Origin of the sequence: Comamonas avium, assembly GCF_014836675.1 — a bacterium.
Classification (GTDB): domain Bacteria; phylum Pseudomonadota; class Gammaproteobacteria; order Burkholderiales; family Burkholderiaceae_C; genus Comamonas; species Comamonas avium.
Genome location: NZ_JACSQK010000004.1, coordinates 305,288 through 326,287, shown reverse-complemented (window position 1 = coordinate 326,287; position 21,000 = coordinate 305,288). Strand labels below are relative to the sequence as shown.

At 58.0% G+C, this 21,000-nt stretch carries 18 protein-coding genes; 1 reads left to right on the top strand and 17 read right to left on the bottom strand.

All coding sequences use genetic code 11. The annotated features are described in order from the left end of the window. Positions 1–63: 63 nt before the first annotated feature. The 3 genes from H9646_RS09260 to H9646_RS09250 form a co-directional block, all read right to left on the bottom strand. Complete coding sequence (locus H9646_RS09260) at positions 64–1,131, bottom strand: GGDEF domain-containing response regulator (RefSeq protein WP_191723078.1); 1,068 nt, start codon at positions 1,129–1,131, stop codon at positions 64–66. A 115-nt stretch (positions 1,132–1,246) separates the two neighbouring features. Beyond that, positions 1,247–2,794 carry a lysine--tRNA ligase gene (lysS, locus tag H9646_RS09255; RefSeq protein WP_191723077.1) on the bottom strand — a complete coding sequence of 516 codons (1,548 nt, stop codon included), beginning with the start codon at positions 2,792–2,794 and terminating at the stop codon, positions 1,247–1,249. Positions 2,795–3,028: 234 nt separating this feature from the next. Then, a complete protein-coding gene (locus tag H9646_RS09250) occupies positions 3,029–3,652 on the bottom strand; it encodes an LON peptidase substrate-binding domain-containing protein (RefSeq protein ID WP_191723076.1) in 624 nt (207 codons plus the stop codon). Between the two features lie 126 nt (positions 3,653–3,778). Here H9646_RS09250 and H9646_RS09245 point away from each other — a divergent pair, with 126 nt between their 5' ends. Next, the gene (locus tag H9646_RS09245) at positions 3,779–4,342 is read left to right on the top strand and encodes a YggT family protein (RefSeq protein WP_191723075.1); all 564 of its coding nucleotides are present in this window, start codon (positions 3,779–3,781) and stop codon (positions 4,340–4,342) included. Between the two features lie 89 nt (positions 4,343–4,431). Here H9646_RS09245 and accD read toward each other — a convergent pair whose 3' ends face one another. The 14 genes from accD to H9646_RS09175 all read right to left on the bottom strand — a co-directional run bounded on the left by accD (position 4,432) and on the right by H9646_RS09175 (position 20,932). Beyond that, a complete protein-coding gene (gene accD, locus H9646_RS09240) occupies positions 4,432–5,313 on the bottom strand; it encodes an acetyl-CoA carboxylase, carboxyltransferase subunit beta (RefSeq protein ID WP_191723074.1) in 882 nt (293 codons plus the stop codon). Between the two features lie 61 nt (positions 5,314–5,374). Then, entirely contained in the window at positions 5,375–6,196 is an 822-nt protein-coding gene (trpA, locus tag H9646_RS09235) for a tryptophan synthase subunit alpha (RefSeq protein WP_191723073.1), read from the bottom strand. After that, complete coding sequence (gene trpB / locus H9646_RS09230) at positions 6,193–7,461, bottom strand: tryptophan synthase subunit beta (RefSeq protein WP_191723072.1); 1,269 nt, start codon at positions 7,459–7,461, stop codon at positions 6,193–6,195. The genes trpA and trpB overlap by 4 nt, the downstream gene beginning before the upstream one ends. Before the next feature lie 5 nt (positions 7,462–7,466). Continuing rightward, positions 7,467–8,186: a phosphoribosylanthranilate isomerase gene (locus H9646_RS09225; protein WP_191723071.1), complete on the bottom strand. Its 720-nt coding sequence runs from the start codon at positions 8,184–8,186 to the stop codon at positions 7,467–7,469. Between the two features lie 23 nt (positions 8,187–8,209). Further along, positions 8,210–9,025, bottom strand: coding sequence for a tRNA pseudouridine(38-40) synthase TruA (truA, locus tag H9646_RS09220; RefSeq protein ID WP_191723070.1), 816 nt, complete (start codon positions 9,023–9,025; stop codon positions 8,210–8,212). 49 nt (positions 9,026–9,074) lie between these two features. Next, entirely contained in the window at positions 9,075–11,774 is a 2,700-nt protein-coding gene (locus tag H9646_RS09215) for a FimV/HubP family polar landmark protein (RefSeq protein WP_191723069.1), read from the bottom strand. 396 nt (positions 11,775–12,170) lie between these two features. Next, positions 12,171–13,283: an aspartate-semialdehyde dehydrogenase gene (asd, locus tag H9646_RS09210; protein ID WP_191723068.1), complete on the bottom strand. Its 1,113-nt coding sequence runs from the start codon at positions 13,281–13,283 to the stop codon at positions 12,171–12,173. A gap of 386 nt (positions 13,284–13,669) precedes the next feature. Further along, positions 13,670–14,746: a 3-isopropylmalate dehydrogenase gene (leuB, locus tag H9646_RS09205; protein ID WP_191723067.1), complete on the bottom strand. Its 1,077-nt coding sequence runs from the start codon at positions 14,744–14,746 to the stop codon at positions 13,670–13,672. 125 nt (positions 14,747–14,871) lie between these two features. Continuing rightward, the gene (gene leuD, locus H9646_RS09200; RefSeq protein WP_191723066.1) at positions 14,872–15,528 is read right to left on the bottom strand and encodes a 3-isopropylmalate dehydratase small subunit; all 657 of its coding nucleotides are present in this window, start codon (positions 15,526–15,528) and stop codon (positions 14,872–14,874) included. Positions 15,529–15,546: 18 nt separating this feature from the next. Beyond that, positions 15,547–15,933, bottom strand: a complete 387-nt coding sequence (locus H9646_RS09195; RefSeq protein WP_191723065.1) for a VOC family protein — start codon at positions 15,931–15,933, stop codon at positions 15,547–15,549. A gap of 34 nt (positions 15,934–15,967) precedes the next feature. After that, the gene (locus H9646_RS09190; protein WP_191723064.1) at positions 15,968–16,093 is read right to left on the bottom strand and encodes an entericidin A/B family lipoprotein; all 126 of its coding nucleotides are present in this window, start codon (positions 16,091–16,093) and stop codon (positions 15,968–15,970) included. Positions 16,094–16,126: 33 nt separating this feature from the next. Continuing rightward, entirely contained in the window at positions 16,127–17,548 is a 1,422-nt protein-coding gene (gene leuC / locus H9646_RS09185) for a 3-isopropylmalate dehydratase large subunit (protein ID WP_191723063.1), read from the bottom strand. Positions 17,549–17,591: 43 nt separating this feature from the next. Beyond that, a complete protein-coding gene (locus H9646_RS09180) occupies positions 17,592–18,533 on the bottom strand; it encodes a LysR family transcriptional regulator (protein WP_191723062.1) in 942 nt (313 codons plus the stop codon). Between the two features lie 293 nt (positions 18,534–18,826). Then, positions 18,827–20,932: a TonB-dependent receptor family protein gene (locus tag H9646_RS09175; protein ID WP_191723061.1), complete on the bottom strand. Its 2,106-nt coding sequence runs from the start codon at positions 20,930–20,932 to the stop codon at positions 18,827–18,829. Between the last annotated feature and the right edge of the window lie 68 nt (positions 20,933–21,000).

The window sequence follows — 21,000 nt, the reverse complement described above, 5'->3', positions numbered from 1 at the left end:
TCCAAATTCAATAAAAGCAAAGGGCACCTTGGGGTGCCCTGGGTGGACAGCATGCGCCTGAGGCTAGCGCGTACGCAATTGCTCAATGGTATCCATCTGCATTTCAAAGCTAAAAAACCGGTCTCTGCCTTGGGCTTTAGCGGTGTAGAGCGCCTGGTCTGCGCGCATGATCAGGCTTTCCTGGTCGGTGTTGCTGTCTGGGATGCAGGTGGTGATACCACCGGAGATCGTCAGGAACTCCGAAACCGAACTGGCCGGATGCGGAATGGTCCGTTTGCGCAAGACGTTGCCCAGAGCCCGGGCAAAAGTCATCGCACCAGAGCGCGGGGTACTGGGCAGTAGCAGAGCAAACTCTTCCCCGCCATAGCGAAACGCCACATCGCGCGGGCGCACACAGACGTCCTGCAGCAAACGGCCCACTTCACGCAGGCAGTCATCACCCTTCAGGTGGCCCAGACTGTCGTTGTAGGTTTTGAAAAAATCCAGATCACACAGCATCAACGTCATGGGTTGCTGCTCCCGGCGCGCTGCATCAATTTCAGAGTGCAAGATGCGCTCCAGTCCCCGGCGGTTGACCAGACCGGTGAGCGGATCTATCTCCACCATGTGATTCAGGCGCTGGTTGGCCTGGCGCAGCTCGGCAGACATGCTGACCAGGCGGCGGCGCATATCCAGCAGCCGCTGCATGGCACGCAGTTTGGCCATCAAGACAATCGGTTTGACAGGTTTGACGAGGTAATCGTCGCCACCGGATTCAATGCCTTGCCAGACGTCCAGATCACTGTCCAGACCTGACAGAAAGATGATAGGTGTCCAGTCCCCGTTCTCGCTTTCACGCAGTCGCCTTGCCACCCAGTAGCCATCTTTGCCTGGCAGACGTATATCCAGCAACACCAGATCGGGACGGTGTTTTTGAAACAACTCCAAAGCGCTGTCTGCATCGTTGGCCTGGTAGACCTCGGTGGCACCGCTGCGCTTGAGCTCGTACGCAATCAGTTGGCGCACAGAGTTTTGATCATCTACCACCAGCACACGAATGTTGGATATTCCTTGCCCGGCAATGTGGATAGTTCCAGGAGCCAGACCTTTTGAACCAAGGATTGCCGGTGGAGGGATAGTCGGGGTATTCATGGGCTGCGCAGAGAAAAAGGCCTGTCACGCTCTGGTTGCGTTGAAAAACAAGGTGTAAAAAAAAGTATACCCAGCCGAGGCCGGGTATACCGTTACATCTTGTACCGCGTCAGCGTCAGACTTGCTCGCGGCGCAGTGCGGGAAACAGGATGACATCACGGATGCTGGCGCTGTCGGTCAGCAGCATCAGCAGGCGGTCAATACCGATACCGCAGCCGCCGGTAGGGGGCATGCCATATTCCAAGGCGCGCACAAAGTCGTGGTCGAAATACATGGCTTCGTCGTCACCGCTGTCCTTGGCTTCCACCTGGGCGTTGAAACGGGCAGCCTGATCTTCGGCGTCATTCAGCTCCGAGAAGCCATTACCAAATTCACGGCCTGTGATGTATAGCTCAAAGCGTTCGGTCACTTCGGGGCGCTCATCGTTGGCGCGGGCCAGTGGTGAAATTTCTGTGGGGTGCTCCATGATGAAGGTGGGGTTCCACAGCTTCTCTTCGACCACTTCTTCGAAGTAAAACACCTGCAGGCTGGCCAGCGATCGGGTCGATAGCTTGTCCTTGTCTTCGCTCATGCCCAGCTTCTTGAGGGCATTGGTCAGCCATTCGCGACTGGTGACGTTGTCGCCGGCTTCGGTGAACTTGACGATGGCTTCAGGGATGGTCAAGCGCTCGAAAGGCTTGGCCAGATCGACAGGCTTGCCGCCGTACGTGCATTCCAGTGTGCCCACTGCCTTCATGGCTGCGTCGCGTACCAGTTGCTCGGTGTAGTCCATCAGGTCCTGATAGTTCCAGTAGGCCGCATAGAACTCCATCATGGTGAACTCGGGGTTGTGACGCACCGAGATACCTTCGTTACGGAAGTTGCGGTTGATCTCGAACACGCGCTCAAAGCCACCAACGATCAGGCGCTTCAAGTACAGCTCGGGCGCAATGCGCAGGTACATCTCCTGGTCCAGCGCATTGTGGTGCGTGACGAAGGGCTTGGCATTGGCGCCGCCGGGGATAGGGTGCAGCATGGGGGTTTCCACTTCCAGGAAACCGTGCTGCACCATGAAGTCACGAATACCGGCCACCGCCTTGCTGCGGGCCATGAAGCGGTTGCGCGCTTCTTCGTTCATCATCAAATCCACGTAGCGCTGGCGCACCTTTTGCTCGGGGTCTGCCATGCCGTGGAACTTGTCGGGCATGGGGCGCAGGCTCTTGGTGAGCATGCGAATCTTGGTGGCCTTGATCGACAGCTCGCCGGTCTTGGTTTTCATCAGCACGCCTTCAACGGCAATGATGTCGCCCAGATCCCACTTCTTGAAGTCGGCGTATATGTCTTCACCTACGGCATCGCGGGTGATGTAGGCCTGAATACGGCCTGTGGCATCTTGCACGGTGGCAAAACTGGCTTTACCCATGACGCGCTTGAGCATCATGCGCCCGCCTACGGAGACGGTGACCGCTTCGGCGTCCAGCGCTTGAGCATCTTTGTCGCCATAGGTTTGAACCAAAGGCAGTGCGCGGTTGGCAGGCTTGAAATCGTTGGGGAACGCCACGCTACCGCTGGCCTTGGAAGACTCGCGCAAGGCTTTGAGTTTTTCGCGGCGCTCAGCGATCAGTTTGTTTTCGTCTTGGGGGGCAGTAACTTCTGCCTCGGGAGTGTTTGGATGTTCAGACATGGATGAGCGCAGCGCTAAGGCTGAGGAGGCAAGCCAAAACCAATGATTTTAGTTTTTTTGCGCTGTTTCAGCATGCCGTTGCCACAATCTCGGCACTTTCTTTGTGAAAGCACGTTGTGACATGGTGTTGTTTATTAAATGTATAGCTGTAAGCGCTTGTATTTAAAAGGTTTTAGCAATAAATGTATCTATAAGTGCTGCTGTGTATGCGCTGGTAGCTATATTTTTAATAAGTCATTGAGAGGCAATGCCAGCCCGCTCCAGTGCATCTGTCACCAGCTCCAGCCGCAACAGCGGGCTGTCAAGCTCCAGCATCTGCAGCTGTAAATGGTCATTCATGGGCAGCAACTCACACCAGCGGTTGGCCACCCACCCGCAATCGAGAAAATGCTGTTCGCTCACATTGTCTAAATGGGGTTGCTCCAGCTTGTGCAGCACTTGCTCAAGCGCCGTGGCTGCGTGGCGCAGGTCTGCTGGAATGGGCACGGGGACATCGGCGGCCAGCAGCTGCACATCTGCCACCCACAGGCCACTGGGCAGGGGACGGGCCTGGGTCAGGCGAAACCGGTCTTTGCCAGAGCATTCAATCAGCTCCAGACCGCTGCTGAGGTGTGTTACCGAATCAATATGGGCAATGGTGCCCACAGCGTGAAATGTCTCCAGCGGCTGATCGTGCAGGCGCGTTTCATGGCCACTGCGCAGTGTGACGACACCAAATGGCGCACCTTGCTCACGACAGCAGCGCACCATCATGCGGTAACGTAGCTCAAACACTCGCAACGGCAGATAGCCACCAGGAAACAACACCGTATGCAGCGGAAAAAGTGGCAGAGAAACGAGTGTGAGCGAAGAGGTCATGGTTTCAGATACCTGTACGCTGGCTATGATGACTTGCAGTGCACATGGGGTTGCGTAGGTTGACGCCGCGCGCACTTGCATGTGGGGTGTTTTTATCCACGTAGTTCTTCAACCTTATCGATCTACATGATTGTTCAAATTCTTCAATTTTTGCTGGAAGTCATCAGCGGTTTGATTGCAGGTGCATGCCTGTTGCGGGTGTATATGCAGGCACAGCGCATACCATTTAACAACCCCGTGGGACAGCTGGTTTTTGCGCTGTCCGACTGGATCGTGATGCCGTTGCGCAAAGTCATACCCAATCGCAGTAGATACGATCTGTCCAGCCTGATCGCTGCTGTGGTGGTCGTGCTGGTGCAATACGTGCTGCTGTGGTTGCTGATGGGAGCTGGCGGCAATGTTGCTGTGGTGCCATTGCTGGCCTTGTTTGGCTTGCTGCGCATGGTGCTGACCGGTCTGATCGTGATTTTGATTGTGTACGCCATCTTGTCGTGGGTGCAGCCGCATTCGCCCATTGCAGGTGTGTTGCACCGTCTGAGCGAGCCTTTGCTGCGACCATTGCGCAAAGTGATTCCTTTGCTGGGAGGCGTTGACCTTTCGGCACTGGTGGCCATCATCGCGCTGCAGGTGCTGTTGATGATTCTCGGTAATCTGCAGTTCAGCGCGCTGGCGGGTCTGAGCGCTTTTTAAGCTCCATGCGCCTGCAGTGCAGGCGCGAGCCTGAAAGCAGGCAATAAAAAAGGCTCCTGACAAGGAGCCTTTTTTTGTAGAGGAACTATTTAGTCTTGCACGACTGCATCGGCAGGCAGACGTTGCAGCATGGCCAGGCTGCTGGCAATGGTACTGCGCAGCTCGCGGCGATCCACGATCATGTCCACGGCACCCTTGTCCTTGAGGAATTCTGAGCGCTGGAAGCCTTCGGGCAGCTTGACGCGTACGGTGGTTTCAATCACACGAGGGCCTGCAAAGCCGATCAGTGCTTTGGGCTCTGCAATCACGATGTCACCAACAAACGCAAAACCGGCAGACACACCACCCATGGTGGGGTCGGTCAGCACGGAGATATAGGGCAGGCCCTTTTTGGCCAGACGTGTCAGCGCTGCATTGGTTTTGGCCATTTGCATCAGCGACAACAGGCCTTCCTGCATGCGCGCACCACCGGTGGCGGTAAAGCACAGGAAAGGCACTTTTTGCTCAATGGCAGTCTCTACACCGCGCACAAAACGCTCGCCAACGACAGAACCCATAGAGCCGCCCATGAAGTCGAACTCAAAGCAGGCTGCAACCACTTCAATGCCCTTGACTGCGCCACCCATGACGATCAGAGCATCGGTTTCGCCTGTGTTTTCCAGCGCTTCTTTCAGGCGCTGGGGGTACTTGCGGCTGTCTTGAAACTTCAATGGGTCAACGGGAATGACTTCTTGACCAATTTCATAGCGGCCTTCGCCGTCCAGGAAATGGTTCAAGCGGGCGCGCGCACCAATGCGGTGGTGATGGCCACAGGTGGGGCATACGTTCTGGTTGCTTTCCAGATCGGTCTTGTAGAGCACCGACTCACAGCTGGGGCACTTGACCCACAGGCCTTCAGGGATCTGCTGGATGCGATCCTTGGGTTCGGTTTGCTGAATTTTGGCAGGCAGAAGTTTTTCGAGCCAGGACATACGGTTTCCTCTTCAAGGCGATCAGACTGCGCGAGAAGGGCACGCGCAGCCAAGGGTCGCATTATGCGTCCATCGTTTTGCGCACACCGCGCAAGAAATCAATGGCAAGCGGGACAATTTTTTCGTGGGGTTGATCTTCCAGCAACTGGATGATCTTGCTGCCAATGATGGCAGCATCGGCGATTTGGGCCACTGCATGGGCTGTCTGGGCATCACGGATGCCAAAGCCAACACCAACAGGCAAAGCCACATGCTTTTTGATGCGAGGCATCATTTCAGCCACAGCCTCAATGTCCAGAGCATTAGAGCCTGTTACGCCTTTGAGCGAGACGTAATAAACATAGCCGCTGGCAATACGCGCCACTTGCTGGATGCGCTCATCCGTGCTGGTTGGAGCCAGCAAGAAGATTTGATCCATCTGCTTGGCACGCAGTTTGGCTGCAAATACTTCGCTTTCTTCGGGGGGGTAGTCCACCACCAAGATGCCATCTACGCCAGCTTCAGATGCATCGTTGATGAAAGCTTCATCTCCGTGTACCTGGTCGTAGCGCTCGATAGGGTTGGCGTAGCCCATCAGCACCACAGGTGTGGTGTGGTTCTTTTGACGGAACTCACGCACATAACCCAGTACGTGCTTGAGACCTACGCCATTGGCAATTGCACGATCTCCGGCCTTTTGGATGACAGGGCCGTCAGCCATGGGGTCGGAAAAGGGAACGCCCAGCTCAATGATGTCTGAGCCAGCTTCCACCATGCCGTGCATGAGGGAAGGGGTAATGGCTGCAAACGGAAAGCCCGCAGTCACAAAAGGAATCAATGCCTTGCGGCCTTCTTCATTCAGTTTTTCAAAGGTGGCGGCAATACGGCCTGTGTTCGGGCTCATGCTGTTGGCCCTCCCTTCACGGTCAGACCGCGCATGGAGGGGCGGTCATAAAAATCTTCACCTGACAGGTCTGCCACGGTGCCAATGTCCTTGTCACCACGACCAGACAGGTTGACCAGGATGGACTGCTCGGGCTTCATGGTTTTTGCCAGCTTCATGGCATAAGCCACTGCGTGGCTCGATTCCAGCGCAGGAATGATGCCTTCAGCGCGGCACAGGTAGTGGAACGCTTCCAGCGCTTCCTGGTCGGTAATGCCCACATAGGTGGCGCGACCAAGTTCTTGCAGCCATGCATGCTCGGGGCCTACGCCGGGGTAGTCCAGACCAGCACTGATGGAGTGTGTCTCCAGAATCTGCCCATTGTCATCTTGCATGATGAACGTGCGGTTGCCGTGCAGCACGCCAGAGCTGCCTTTTTGCAAGGAGGCCGAATGCTTGCCGGTGTCCAGCCCCTCGCCTGCCGCTTCCACACCAATGAGCTGGGTGTTTTCAAACGGAATGTAGGGGTAGAAGATGCCCATGGCGTTAGAGCCACCACCGACGCAGGCGACCACGACGTCAGGCTGCTCGTTGGCCATCTTCAATTCCTGGAAGATTTCAGGCATCTGCGTGAGGCACTCGGTGCCAATCACGCTTTGAAAATCTCGCACCATGGCCGGGTAGGGCGCAGGGCCAGCCACCGTGCCGATGATGTAGAAAGTGCTGTCCACGTTGGCCACCCAGTCGCGCATGGCTTCGTTGAGTGCGTCTTTGAGTGTCTTGGAGCCGGATTCCACAGGAATCACGGTGGCTCCCAGCAACTTCATGCGGTAGACATTGGGGCTTTGGCGCTTGACGTCTTCGGCTCCCATGTACACCACGCATTCCAGGCCGTAGCGGGCGCAGATGGTGGCTGTTGCAACTCCGTGCTGGCCAGCGCCTGTCTCCGCAATGATGCGGGGCTTGCCCATGCGCTTGGCTAGCATGGCCTGACCAATTACGTTATTGATCTTGTGCGCGCCGGTGTGGTTGAGGTCTTCGCGCTTGAGGTAGATCTGCGCACCGCCCATCTCACGGGACATGCGGGCTGCGTGATAGACCGGTGATGGGCGACCCACAAAGTGGGCCAGCTCTGATTTGAATTCAGCAACGAATTCAGGATCGTTTTGGTACTTGGCATAGGCTTGGCGCAACTCGACCAGAGCATGGGTCAGTGTTTCGCTGGCAAAGCTGCCGCCATAGGAGCCGAAATGGCCGTTGGCATCGGGGTAGGAATATTCGAACATCAGGATTAGGGGGCAATTTGAGCATCGGCGGCACGTACGGCAGCAACGAAGCGTTGGATTTTTTCAGCATCCTTGATGCCCTTGAGCGGTAGTCCGTCAGGGCTGGTGGCTTCTACGCCGGAGCTGACATCAACTGCCAAAGACAGGCAGCGGGGTCGTACTTGACGGATGCCATCGGTCACGTTTGCAGGCGTAAGCCCACCAGACAAAACGAGGTGAGCGTTGACGCTTGTTGGAAGCAGTGACCAATTGAATGCTTTGCCTGCACCACCGTAGCCGTCCACATGGGCGTCTAACAAAATGGCCTGGGCCTGAGAGTATTGATCTGCGTATTTTACGAGGTCAAAGCCCTTGGCGTCGTCGCCTAGGGGAATGCGTGCTGCGCGCACAAAGCGATGGCGTCCATTTTGTGTGGCTGTGGCGCAGCTTTGTGGCGTTTCGTCCCCGTGAAATTGCAGTAAAGCATGGGGAATAGCGTTTAACGCGGCATTAACTTCGGTGATGGCTGCGTTGACAAAAAGCAGCACAGGGGTGACGAACGGTGGCAACCGCTGTGCCAATTGGACAGCCTGCTGCAGATTGACGGCCCTAGGGCTGGGTGCATACAGCACAAAACCCACAGCATCTGCGCCAGCGGCAACTGCTGCATCCACATCGCATGCGCGGGTGAGACCGCAGATTTTGATGCGCGTGCGAGAAATAGGAGCGTTTAGCGCTTGATGCATATGCGATTGGGGCAGTTTTTTGCTTAAGGTAGCCAGTCAAAGCCGGGGACGCGGTCAGGCAGATTCCACTTCGAATCGTACACGGGGCCCATGAAATAAAGGCCATGGGGCGAGAAGGTGGGTGCTGCCGCATCACGTGAGCGGGCTGCCAGTACTTCTAACATCCATTCAGGCCGATAAGAGCCCTCGCCCACAGCAATCAGGCAGCCCATGATGTTGCGCACCATGTGATGCAAGAACGCTGTGCCCTCAAACTCAAAATGCCAATAGCAGCATTCCATCTCGCGGTGCAGGGATGACACCACGGAACGGCGCGTGATATCAATACGGTGGAGGGTTTTGACGGGCGTTAAGGCCTGACAGGCTGCGGCACGGAAGGAAGAAAAATCGTGCTCGCCGATCAAGTAAGAGGCGGCTTGGCGCATGGCATCGCCATTGAGCTCATTGAACACCCAGCCCACGCGGCCCGCTTCTACGCTGGGGCGAACAGGCGACTGCAGCAGCACATAGGCGTAGCGGCGAGAGGTAGCGCATGCGCGGCTGTGGAAAGCTGCAGGCACCTCGCGCGCCCACTGCACGGCAATGTCAGGTGGCAAAAAGGTGTTGGTGCCGCGCACCCACGAGCTTTCAGGGCGCTGTAGCTCCGTATCAAAGTGCACGACTTGCATAAGTCCGTGCACCCCTGAGTCCGTGCGCCCTGCGCACAAAGTAGACACAGCATGCGTAGCAAAGCGGCCTAGGGCCGCTTCGAGTTTGTCTTGAACGGTTTTGCCGTTCGTTTGGCTTTGCCAGCCGTTGTAGGTCTGGCCGTTGTAGCTTACCCCTAGGGCTATGCGCATGGCGGCTCCTGGGCAAGCGGCTGTGCCGCTTCAGAAAAAATACAGTAGTTCAATCAATTTCAGACAGCATCTTCTGTGCGCGTTCCTTGAGCGGGCTGCTGGCTTCTGCCAGAACTTCCTCAATCAGAGATCTCGCACCTTCGCTGTCGCCGATAGCGTTGAATTCCTGAGCCAAGTCGAGCTTGGTGGACAGGGGGTCATCGGCGAGATTGTGCACCGGCTCGGCTTGTGCTGCAGATTCAGGGGTTGCACCCAGGTCCAGATCCAGAGAGCCAAGGTCAAATTCATCGCCTGCGACAGCGGCAGCGGCAGGTACTTCAGCCACTGGTGTGGCAGGAGCCTGGGGGTCTTTGGCGGCAGCAGGGCTGTCAAGATCAAAATCCAGGCCGTCGTCCTGGTGCGTATCTGCTGCAGGGGTGGTGGTGGATGCAGGAGGTATTTCGAAGCCGGACAAGTCCAGATCCAGATCACCCAGCTCTTGCGCCGTATTGTCCTCAGCCATCAGGGTATCTTGCACCAGGGTGGGCGGCTCCAAATCGGTGAGATCAGTTACATCCAGCTGGCTGTCCAAGGTGTTTGGACGATCCAGCGCAGCAAAGTCATCATCAGAGGGCAAAGGCGCGGCAGCAGGTATGTCTGCTGCGCTGGTCTGGCTGGTCAAACCGTCATCAGGCAGGTCCAGATTCAGATCAATATCAGGGATCGTGTTTGCAGCGGCAGCGGCCACCGCAGTGGTGGCAACTGCGCTGCCTGCGGTATCTGGCTTGATGGTGTTCAAGGCAGCCGCGAATGCAGACGTTGGCTTGCTGGCCGCAGTGCCCGCAGCAGAGCTGGCGGCTGCAAAGAATGGGTTGGTCGGGTCCATGTTGCGGCCCATCTCAACCACGCGTTGCCACTCTGGATCGTGGCTCTGGCTGACATGCTGCATGGTCTGCGCGATGCTTTCCAGTGCTTTGATGTCGTTGCGTTTGACGTAGATTTCTGCCAGCTTGACATGGATAGACAAGCGTTCAGGCTGGTTGCGCAAGGCCTCTTTCAGAATTTCTTCTGCTTGAACGTCGCGGCCATAAGCCAAATAAACATCCGCTTCAGCCACGGCATCAACATCTCCGCCGCCATCCAGCTGGCTCGGGGCGTAGGCCATGGTAGAGGCGCCTGTGTCGGCATTGTTGGTGTCTACCTGCTGTCCACCGCTGCTACCGAAAAAAGAATCCGGGTGCAACTGGCTATCGCCCATGCTTGGGTCTGCAGCAGCTTGCGCAGCACGACGGCGCTTCCAGGCGCTGTAGCCCAAAAAGCCCAGCAACAAGGCGATCAGGCCACCGCCTGCGGGGATCAGCGGGTTGTCCAGCAAATCGTCAACGAAAGACGGTGCAGCCGGTGCGGGAGTGATGGCCGGAGCGGGTTTCTTTTGCACAGCAGGCTTTGCTGCGCTGTCAGCGGCTGCCACTGGAGCTTGAGGCTCAGCTTGCGCTGTGGCCTCTGTGGGGCTATCAGTTCTATCAGTTGCCGAGCTGGATGGCTCAGTGACCGAAGGGGTGGCCACTTCGATGGTGGGCGCAGCAGACGCAGAATCGGCAGCGTCTGCTTGTGCTGGGGGTGTGGCAGGTGCTGGTGCACTGTCTGCAGCAGAGGTCGGTGGCGTGCTGGCAGCCGTGGTGCTGGTGTTTTGTGTCAGTTCATTGAGTTCTGCCAAATTGCGCTGCAATTCATTGAGACGATTGCTCTGGTCATTGGCTTGCTTTTGCGCGGCCAGTTTTTCGTCTGAAGCTGCAGCGCTTTGTACGGAACTCTTGGATAAAGTCAGCTTGTCAGGTGTGCCGGCTGCGGGGCTGGCATCTTCGACATGGGTCTGGACCTGCCCACCAGAGCTGCGATCGGCGGCCTGGACGGCGGCCTGTGGAGCCTTGGAGGCCAGGCTGCGGCGGTAGGCATTGAAGTCACGGCTTTGTGCAGCGACGATCTTGCGTGCTTCTGTTGCAGACGTTTGCAGCGCCTGCTCGCGGCTGGGCATTTGCACCACAGCGCCTGCACGGATGCGGTTCACGTTGCCATTGATAAAGGCATTGGGGTTGCTTTGCAGCATGGCCACCAGCATCTGGTCCAGCGAAACCCCTGTGGGGCGGTTGGCGTTGGCAATCTGGCCTGCGGTATCGCCAGAGCGCACGCGCGTTGATTTTTCAGCGGGCTCTGCTGCTGGCGCGCTGACCGCTGGGGCGGGTGCAGGGCGTGTGGCCCGCTGAGGGGCTGTGCTGCTGGATGCATAGCTGCGGCCCGCAACTGAAGCAGGTGCCGGGGCCGCGATCTGCGCAGCCTGCGCAGGGGCAGCGGCGGTACGCTGGCTGGAAGGCGGGTCGAGCAGTACGGTGTAGCTGCGCACCAAGTGCCCGGTACTCCACTGTGTCTCAAGCACCAGATCAATAAACGGATCCTGAAGCGGTGTGTTGCTGCTCAGGCGCAGGCTGGCAGTGCCATCGGCGTTACGGTGCAGCTGTACCTGGATGGAGCGTGCAGCGTTGCTGTAGTCCATGCCTTGTGCACGGAAAATTTCAGGCGATGCAATCTGAGCCGCCAAGCTATTGAGCTCAGCGGTGGTGGCTTGTGGAATGGCAATCTCGGCACGCAGTGTTTCACCCAAGGCAGATTGCACCCGGATAGAGCCTAGTGCCAAGGCGGCGGCATCGGTGGGTGTCAGTGCAGCAGAGACGAAGGCGGCTGCGGCCAGAGCTGAAAGTTTCCAACGATGCATGTTTGCGGTCACGTTCAAAATAATGTTGCACCGCATAGCTTGCGGTGAGTGTCTTTTCGGTATGGCAAGACCAGTCTCTCCCGCTGGCAAGGCACTGATAAAGACCATAGCAGCATTGCCAGGGGGTGACAAGCAAGCTTAAAACACGAAAAGGACGTGTTGTGCCGTGCTGGGAGCTGGATGGGGGAGATTATGACAAGCCAAAGTGCTGAACTTGCAACTGAGCGCATCCATTGACTACGCAGGGGGAAATTTCTAGCTGTACAGGAGTGTGATAGTTCTTTGCGCACAGTGGGGCTGCGGCGTTGCCGCTGAACGACAAGCCTGCTGCGGTGCAGACCCGGCCAAAAAAAAAGAGGAAGCCTAAGCTTCCTCCTTTGAGCGAAGAATGAGTGCTTACTTGGCCAGCAAGATGCGCAGCATGCGGCGCAGTGGCTCGGCTGCGCCCCACAGCAACTGGTCACCAATGACGAAGGCCGACAGGTACTCGGGGCCCATGTTCAGCTTGCGCACGCGTCCCACGGCCACTTGCAGACCGCCGGTGGTGGCTGCAGGGGTCAGTTCCTTGACGGTTTCTGCGCGGTCATTGGCTACGAACTTGACCCAGTTGTTGCCGCCCTTGATCAGTGCTTCGATTTCAGCAAGCGGCAGATCTTTCTTGAGCTTCAAAGTCAAAGCCAGTGAGTGGCAGCGCATGGCGCCAATGCGCACGCACAGGCCGTCGACTGGAATGGTGGCTTCGGTGCCAAGGATCTTGTTGACTTCAGCCTGGCCCTTCCACTCTTCCTTGGACTGGCCGTTGGGCAGCTGCGCATCGATCCAGGGGATCAGGCCGCCAGCCAGCGGCGCACCGAAGAATTCGGTGGGCACATCGGTGCGAATGGTCTGGGCCACTTTGCGGTCGATTTCCAAAATAGCCGATGCGGGGGTGGCCAGCTCGTCAGCCACGGCTGCGTGCACTACGCCCATGCCCTTGAGCAGTTCGCGCATGTGGTTGGCACCACCGCCCGATGCCGCCTGGTAAGTCATGGAAGACACCCACTCCACCAGGCCAGCCTTGAACAAGCCGCCCAGGCCCATCAGCAAGATGGAGTTGGTGCAGTTGCCGCCAATCCAGTTCTTGCCGCCGGCGGCCAGCTTGGTCTGGATCAGGTCGTTGTTGACAGGGTCCAGCACGATGACGGCGTCGTCTTCCATGCGCAGCGAGGATGCGGCATCAATCCAGTGGCCGCTCCAGCCTGCTGCGCGCAGCTTGGGGAACACTTCCTTGGTGTAGTCGCCGCCTTGGCAGGTGATGATGATGTCGCACTTGGACAGCTCGGCAACGTCGTTGGCGTCTTTGAGGGTGGTGTGCACGGTGGCCATTGCGGGGGCTTTGCCGCCTGCGTTGGAGGTGGAGAAGAACACGGGCTCGATCAGTGCGAAGTCACCTTCGGCCTGCATGCGGTCCATCAGCACCGAGCCGACCATACCGCGCCAGCCAACCAAACCTACCAATTGCTTGCTCATTTTGAAACGCCCTTAACGAAGTTGCGAAAAACAGATGTGAATGTGCTCAATCTGGCTTCTTGCACCCGGCTCGTCTGGCCGGGAAAGGGCGCGCGACGAACCGGGCTGGGTCAGCCTTTAATCGTCGTAATGGTTGTCGCGCACGCGGCCACGGCTGCCGGCAAGGCAGTTGTCATGGGGACGGTGTGGGGGCGGGCGGCAAACATGGAGATGGATTGTAGCTTAACTAATGCGGCGTTAGAGAATCTAATCTCCAATCACCACATGGATTGCAAAGTTGCATTGTGGCGCTGAATGCGCGACGTTGCACATGAAAGTTGCTTGGCTGGCTTCAGCCAGCTTGATGCCAGCCGCGTGGCGCTGAGGCACACGCGGCTGAAGCTGGTTTACACCGCAGCCAGTGCGGCCACGACGGCATCACCCATTTCACGGGTGGTGACCTTGGTGGTGCCAGCGCTGTAGATGTCGGCGGTGCGCAGGCCATCGGCCAGCACTTTTTGCACGGCAGCTTCAATTTTCTGTGCGGCGGCTTCCTGGTTGAGCGAGAAGCGCAGCATCATGGCGGCCGACAAAATGGTGGCCAGTGGGTTGGCAATGCCTTTGCCAGCAATGTCAGGGGCCGAGCCGTGGCTGGGCTCATACAGGCCCTGGCCCTTGCTGTTGAGCGATGCCGAAGGCAGCATGCCAATGGAGCCGGTCAGCATGGAGGCTTCGTCGGACAGAATGTCGCCAAACATATTACCGGTGACCACCACGTCAAAGCGCTTGGGCTCTTTGACCAGTTGCATGGCGGCGTTGTCCACGTACATGTGGTCCAGCGCCACATCAGGGTACTGCTTGCCCACTTCGGTGACGACGTCTTTCCAGAACTGGAAGGTTTCCAGCACGTTGGCCTTGTCAACGCTGGTCACGCGCTTGCTGCGTTTTTGCGCAGCCTGAAAGGCTACGTGGGCAATGCGCTCGATCTCGGGCTTGGAGTAGCGCATGGTGTCAAACGCTTCTTCTGCACCGGGAAAGTGGCCGTCAGTGGCCACGCGGCGGCCACGGGGCTGGCCAAAATAGATGTCGCCAGTCAGCTCGCGGATGATCAGAATGTCCAGACCCGAGATCAACTCGGGCTTGAGGCTGGAGGCATCTACCAGCTCTTTGTAGCAAATGGCTGGGCGGAAGTTGGCGAACAGGCCCATGTGCTTGCGCAGGCCAAGAATAGCCTGCTCGGGGCGCAGAGGGCGATCCAGTGTGTCGTACTTCCAGTCGCCCACTGCGCCAAACAGTACGGCGTCGGATTCCATCGCCAGCTTCAAGGTGGACTCGGGCAAGGGGTGGCCGTCTGCTTCGTAGGCGGCGCCGCCTACGGGAGCGGTTTCCATCTCAAAGTTCAGCTCCAGTGCGTTGAGCACTTTGACGGCTTCTGCAACGATTTCTGGGCCAATGCCGTCGCCGGGCAAGACTGCGATTTTCATGTTGTTCCTAGACTTTTTAATAGCTATCAACGCTTGCTGTGCTTACGTTTCAGATAGAAAACTATTTGAAATGTATGTGCAGTAAGCGCTAGTAGCTCATTTATTTATAGATTTGTGTAAATGACTCAGGCTTGCACCAGCGAACGTGACAGCCAGGGCTTTTGTGTCAGACGCTCGGCTTCAAAGGCCTTGATCTTGTCGGCGTGGCGCATGGTCAGGCCAATGTCGTCAAAACCGTTGAGCAGGCAGTACTTGCGAAACGCAATGACGTCAAAAGGTATTTCTTGGCCTTGTGGGCGCACGATGACCTGGCGCTCCAGGTCAATCGTCAACTCGTAACCGGGGAAGGCTTGAACTTCGTGGAACAGCTGCTCGATCGTGGCCTCGGGCAGCACGATGGGCAGCAGGCCGTTCTTGAAGCTGTTGTTAAAGAAGATGTCAGCAAAGCTGGGGGCCAAAATGGCGCGAAAGCCGTATTGGTCCAGTGCCCATGGCGCATGCTCGCGGCTGGAGCCGCAGCCAAAGTTCTTGCGCGTGAGCAAAATGCTGGCGCCTTTGTAGCGTGGCTGGTTCAGCACAAAGTTAGGGTTGGGCTTGCGTGCGGACTCGGGCACGCCGGGCTCACCGGGCTGGTCCAGATAGCGCCATTCATCAAAGGCGTTGGCGCCAAAGCCGGTCTTTTTGATCGACTTCAGAAACTGCTTGGGAATGATGGCGTCGGTGTCGACGTTTTCGCGGTCCATGGGGGCCACGAGGCCCTTGTGTATGGTGAATTTTTGCATGGCAGGCGTGTTCAAAAGTTAGGCGGCAGCATGGCAAACGGCTTCAATATTGTGGCCGTCTAAATCCAGCACGAACGCGCCGTAATAGTTGGGGTGGTAGTGCGGGCGCAGGCCGGGGGCTCCGTTGTCGCGCCCACCTGCGGCGATGGCTGCCGCGTAGAAGTCATCCACTTTTTGGCGGCTATCCACAGCAAAGGCCACGTGAATCGGTGGCACGTTGGGTGTGCCCGCGGAGATCCAGAAGTACGGTTTGGGCGCTGGGCCAAAGCCTGCCGTATCGGTGTGGCCGGTTTCGGCGGCAGACAGAACCATGACGAGTTCATAACCAATCGGCGCCAAAGCCTTTTGGTAGAAGGCTTTGCTGTTTGCGAAGTGGCTTACAGAAATACCCAGGTGGTCGATCATGGCGCAGTCCTTTTTTAACGGTTAGACGAGCAAGTCATCGCGCGGCGCGTTCAATGGCGTTGCCGGCTTTTTGCACGTCCTGGCCAATGCCCTGGACAGTGTTGCAAGCGCCCAGGGTAAAGGCCAGGCCAATCAAAAGAATCGAGAAGGAAGGCTTCATGAGGGTCTCTCGGTCTGTTGCGTCAATGGTGGGTTAAGTGAACTTGCGGATGTCCACAAAGTGGCCGTGGATGGCGGCAGCCGCTGCCATGGCGGGGCTGACCAAGTGCGTGCGGCCACCCGCGCCCTGACGGCCTTCGAAGTTGCGGTTGGAGGTGGAGGCGCAGCGCTCGCCGGGCTCCAGCCGGTCAGCGTTCATGGCCAGGCACATGGAGCAGCCCGGTTCGCGCCACTCGAAGCCTGCGGCCTTGAAGATGACGTCCAGGCCTTCGCGCTCGGCCTGCTCTTTTACGAGGCCAGAACCGGGCACGACCATGGCCAGCTTGATGTTCTTGGCCACTTTCTGGCCCAGCTTTTTCACCACGGCTGCGGCTTCGCGCATGTCTTCAATGCGGCTGTTGGTGCATGAGCCAATGAACACCTTGTCGACAAAAATATCGCTCAAAGGTTTGCCCGGCTCCAGCGCCATATAGGTCAGCGCGCGCTCGATGGCTCCGCGCTTGTTGCTGTCTTTTTCCTTGTCGGGATCGGGCACGCTGTCATCCACGCCCAGCACCATTTCGGGGGAGGTGCCCCATGTCACTTGCGGCACGATGTCGGCAGCGTTGAGCTCAACCACGGCGTCAAACTTGGCGCCTGCGTCTGAGTGCAGCGTCTTCCAGTAGGCGACGGCGGCATCCCACTCAGCACCCGTGGGTGCCAGAGGGCGACCCTTGACGTAGTTGATGGTTTTGTCGTCCACAGCCACAAGGCCAGCACGCGCACCGCCTTCGATGGCCATGTTGCACACGGTCATGCGGCCTTCAATGCTCAGGTCACGGATGGCCTGCCCAGCAAACTCAATGGTGTAGCCCGTGCCGCCAGCGGTGCCAATCTTGCCAATGATGGCCAGCACAATGTCTTTGGCGGTTACACCGGGTGCCACTTTGCCATTGACTTGCACCAGCATGTTCTTGGCCTTTTTGGCCAGCAGCGTTTGCGTTGCCATGACGTGTTCGACCTCGGAGGTGCCAATACCGTGCGCCAGCGCACCGAATGCTCCGTGGGTAGAGGTGTGGCTGTCGCCGCACACCACCGTCATGCCGGGCAGAGTGGCGCCTTGCTCAGGGCCCATCACATGAACAATGCCCTGGCCCTTGTCCATGAAGGGAAAGAAGGCCGCGGCACCAAACTCGGCAATGTTGGTGTTGAGCGTGACGATCTGCTCTTTGCTGATGGGGTCGGCAATGCCGTCGTAGCCATGTTCCCAGCCGGTGGTGGGCGTGTTGTGGTCGGCAGTGGCCACCACAGAGCTGATGCGCCACAGCTTGCGGCCCGCCGCCCGCAGACCTTCAAAGGCCTGTGGGCTGGTCACCTCATGCACGAGGTGGCGGTCAATGTACAAAATGGAGGTGCCGTCTTCCTCGGTGTGGATGACGTGCTCATCAAAAATCTTGTCGTAAAGGGTGCGTCCCATGGTGTTCTCTTCTTTGTGGGGTGGGAAGTTGTCTCTTGAAATTTTAGGCAGACGCCTTGGGGGTCTGCTCCCAGCCTTTGCCGAGGTGTTCCACAAGCAACCGCGATGTCACGGGCAGCGCGTCAAAGTCACGGGCAACCAGACTGAGCGAACGCTGCGCCCAGGCGTCTGTTAAAGGCACACTCTTCAAATTGCCCACGCCGTGCATGAGCTCAAACGCACGATCGGGGATCAGGCCAACGCCCAGGCCGTTGTCGATCATGCGGCACATGGCATCCAGGCTTGTGACCTGAATGCGCTGATGTAAGGGGTGGCCTGAGCGTGCTGCTGCACCGCGCATGGCCAGGCTGATGGAGCTGCCGCCGTGCAGGCCCACGATGTCCCACTCCAGCACCTCTTCAAACGCAATCGATTCGCGTGTGGCCAGCGGGTGCTCTTGTGGCACGACCAGCACCAGGTTGTCGGTGCGGTAGGGGCGAATCTGCAAGCCGTTGGAGCTGGCTTGGCCCATGTTGCAAATACCGATATCTGCCGTGCCTTCCTGCACGGCCTGCAGCACGTCGGCAGACAGGTGCTCTTGCAGGTCAATCTTGATTTGCGGGTGTTCCTTGCTGAAAGCGCCCAGGTCTTCAGGCAGAAACTGCACGATGGCAGAGATGGTGGCGTGTACACGCACATGTCCGCGCACCCCGTCTGCGTATTCCGACAGCTCGCCCTGCATGCGCTCCAGTCCGTACAGCACGTTGCGTGCGTGGTGCAGCAGGCTCTCGCCGGCGGGCGTCAGCGTGACGCCGCGGCTGTGGCGGTACAGCAGGGCGGTGTCTACTGCAGCTTCCAGATCGGACAAGCGTTTGCTCACTGCAGAGGCGGCAATGTACTCACGCTCGGCAGCGCGGCCAATGCTACCCAGCTCGCACACAGCTACAAACAGCTGCAAAGAGGTTAAATCGATACGGCGTGCAAAACTGCGCTCGGAATTCTTCATGGCGGGGGATCGTTTTTCAGTCTTCTCGTTTTGAGAAGTTAAATGGATTTTCCCACCATGTTCACCTGCTTGTCATCGTGCAATGCGAAGTCTCAGGGTATCTAAGCACCAACCCAGCCATCGTTTTTCACGATGGTTCGGGTGGATTTAAAGAAAATATGAGTGCATGTCGCCCATTTTTTAAGGCATTTGCAATGCTTTTAACTTGTAAAGCCAGATAGCAAAAGCGGCACCAGCTCCTTTTATAGAAGCGGGTGCCGCTTTTGCGTAAAGCTGAACGGGTGAACGCTGCTTTAGAAGTTGTAGCGCAGGTTGACGCCTGTGCTCCAGTTGCGGCCGGGGGCACTTTCGTAATAGCGGTTGTTGCCATCGTTGACGATGACAGAGCCGACGTACTGGCGGTCAAACAGGTTGTCCACGCGGGCAAAGGCGTTGAGCGTCCAGTCACCCAGATTTTTGGTGTAACCGACGCTGGCCGAGGCAATGGCAAAAGACGGTGCAGCTTCGCTGTTGGCATCGTTGACATAGACCTTGCCTGCGTGCTGGGCCGATATGCCCAAACGCCATGCAGCGGTGGGGCGGTAGTTCACGCCCACAAACAGGTTTTGCTTGGACAGGCCGGGCAGCATATTGCCTGCCGTTGCCTTGCCCGATTCCTGCCGGAATGTGGCATTCAGGTAGGTGTAGGCAGCCTGTACATCCCACTGTCGCGACAGCTGGATGTCGGCTTGCAGCTCTGCGCCGTAGCGGCGGGTTTTGCCTGCGTTGCGGTAGGTGGTGCGGCCACCACCGCTGGTGTCGCTGACGATTTCGTCGTCGGTGCTCGAATGGAACACCGCTGCGCTCCACATGCCCTTGATGTCGCCGGTCAGGCGCTGGCGGTAGCCCAGCTCGTACTGGGTGCTGACGCTGGGTTGCAGTGCCGTGTTCATGCCGCTGCCACCATCTGCGCGGTAAGACATTTCAGCCAGGGTGGGGGTTTCAAAGCCACGGCCTGCGCTGGCGTACACCGTGTCATTGCTGGTCAGCTGGTGTGACAGTGCAACAACGGGCAAAAACTGGTGGTGCGTTGCCGTGCCGGAGTCATCAGGGTTGGTGGGGCCCTTGATGAAGTCATCTTCCACCTTGAACTTCACGCGGCTGTAGCGCAGGCCAGTGTCCAGCGTCCATGTGGGGGCCAGTTTCCAGGTGGCTTGCACATAGGGATCGGTGTTGGTGATGGTGTTTTTTTCATCGCGGGTCAAACTACCTTTGACTCCCAGCTGGCTGCCAATAAAGTTTTTGTACCCTTTGCGATCTTCTTGCACGGTGTCCAGCGCCAGACCCGCAGTGACGGTGACGGGAACCGCCGCACCGTCAAACTTGCCGGTCCAGCGTGCATCCAGGCCTGCGTAATCGCGCGACATATCAATCACACCACCCGCGTGGCTGGCCGCTGCTTGCGGGCCGGGGGGAATGGACTGGTACTGCTCCATCGAGCGGTGGCCTGCATAGGCCGTCAACGCCACGCTGTGGTTGGCGTTCAGGCGGCGCTCGTACGTAGCGCCAACCTGCGTCTGCTCTAGTGATTTGCGGGTGTTGTACTGCTCTGCCACGCCTGAAGACTGCCGTGGGTTGGCCTGGTATTGCGCCCAAGTCAGCCCTTGGGGGTCTTGTGCATCCGTCTTCATGGTGTTGGCGGTGATGGTCAGGCGCGCGTCCTCTCCTATGGCCGTGCTCAGCTTGGCATTGGCCACGTTGCGGTCGGCTGCACTGTGGTCGCGGTAGCCATCGGTCAGGAAGCGGCTGGCGCTGACCACGTAGCTCAGGCCCTGCGCTGTCTGTCCGCCGGCTTTGGCCGCAAAACGCTGCTGGCCATCGCTACCGAATGACACGCCGCCTTCGGCAAAGGGGCGACCCTCAGGTGTTTCTGTAAATACACTGACCACGCCGCCAGCGGAGTTGCCATGCAGGGCCGAGTAAGGTCCGCGCAGCACTTCTACGCGGTCAATGCTGCTGATGTCGATGTGTGACAGGGAACCCTGTCCATCCGGCATGGTGGCGGGAATGCCATCCACATACAGGCGTACGCCGCGCAGGCCGAAGGTGGAGCGTGCACCGTAGCCACGGATGGACAGCTGCAAATCCTGGGCGTAGTTCTGGCGGTTTTTAATTTGCAGGCCGGGCACGCCGCCCAGGCTCTCAGACAGGTTGACCTGCATCTGACGGTCGCGCACTTGCTCGCCATCCAGCACGGTGGCCGAGGCGGGCAGCGCCTGCAGGCTGGGCGAGCCGGTGGCCGAGCGCACTTCAATGGTGTTCAGTGTGGGAGTGGCTGTTTGGGCGTGTGCGGCAAAAACGATGGTGCTGAGCAGTACAGCAATGGCTTGGCTCTGGGCGGAATGGGTAAAAACAGGCATGCGAAATCCGGCAGTCAAAATACGACAAGGTTCAGAATTGATCAGTGCTAAATGCTATGTGTTTGCAA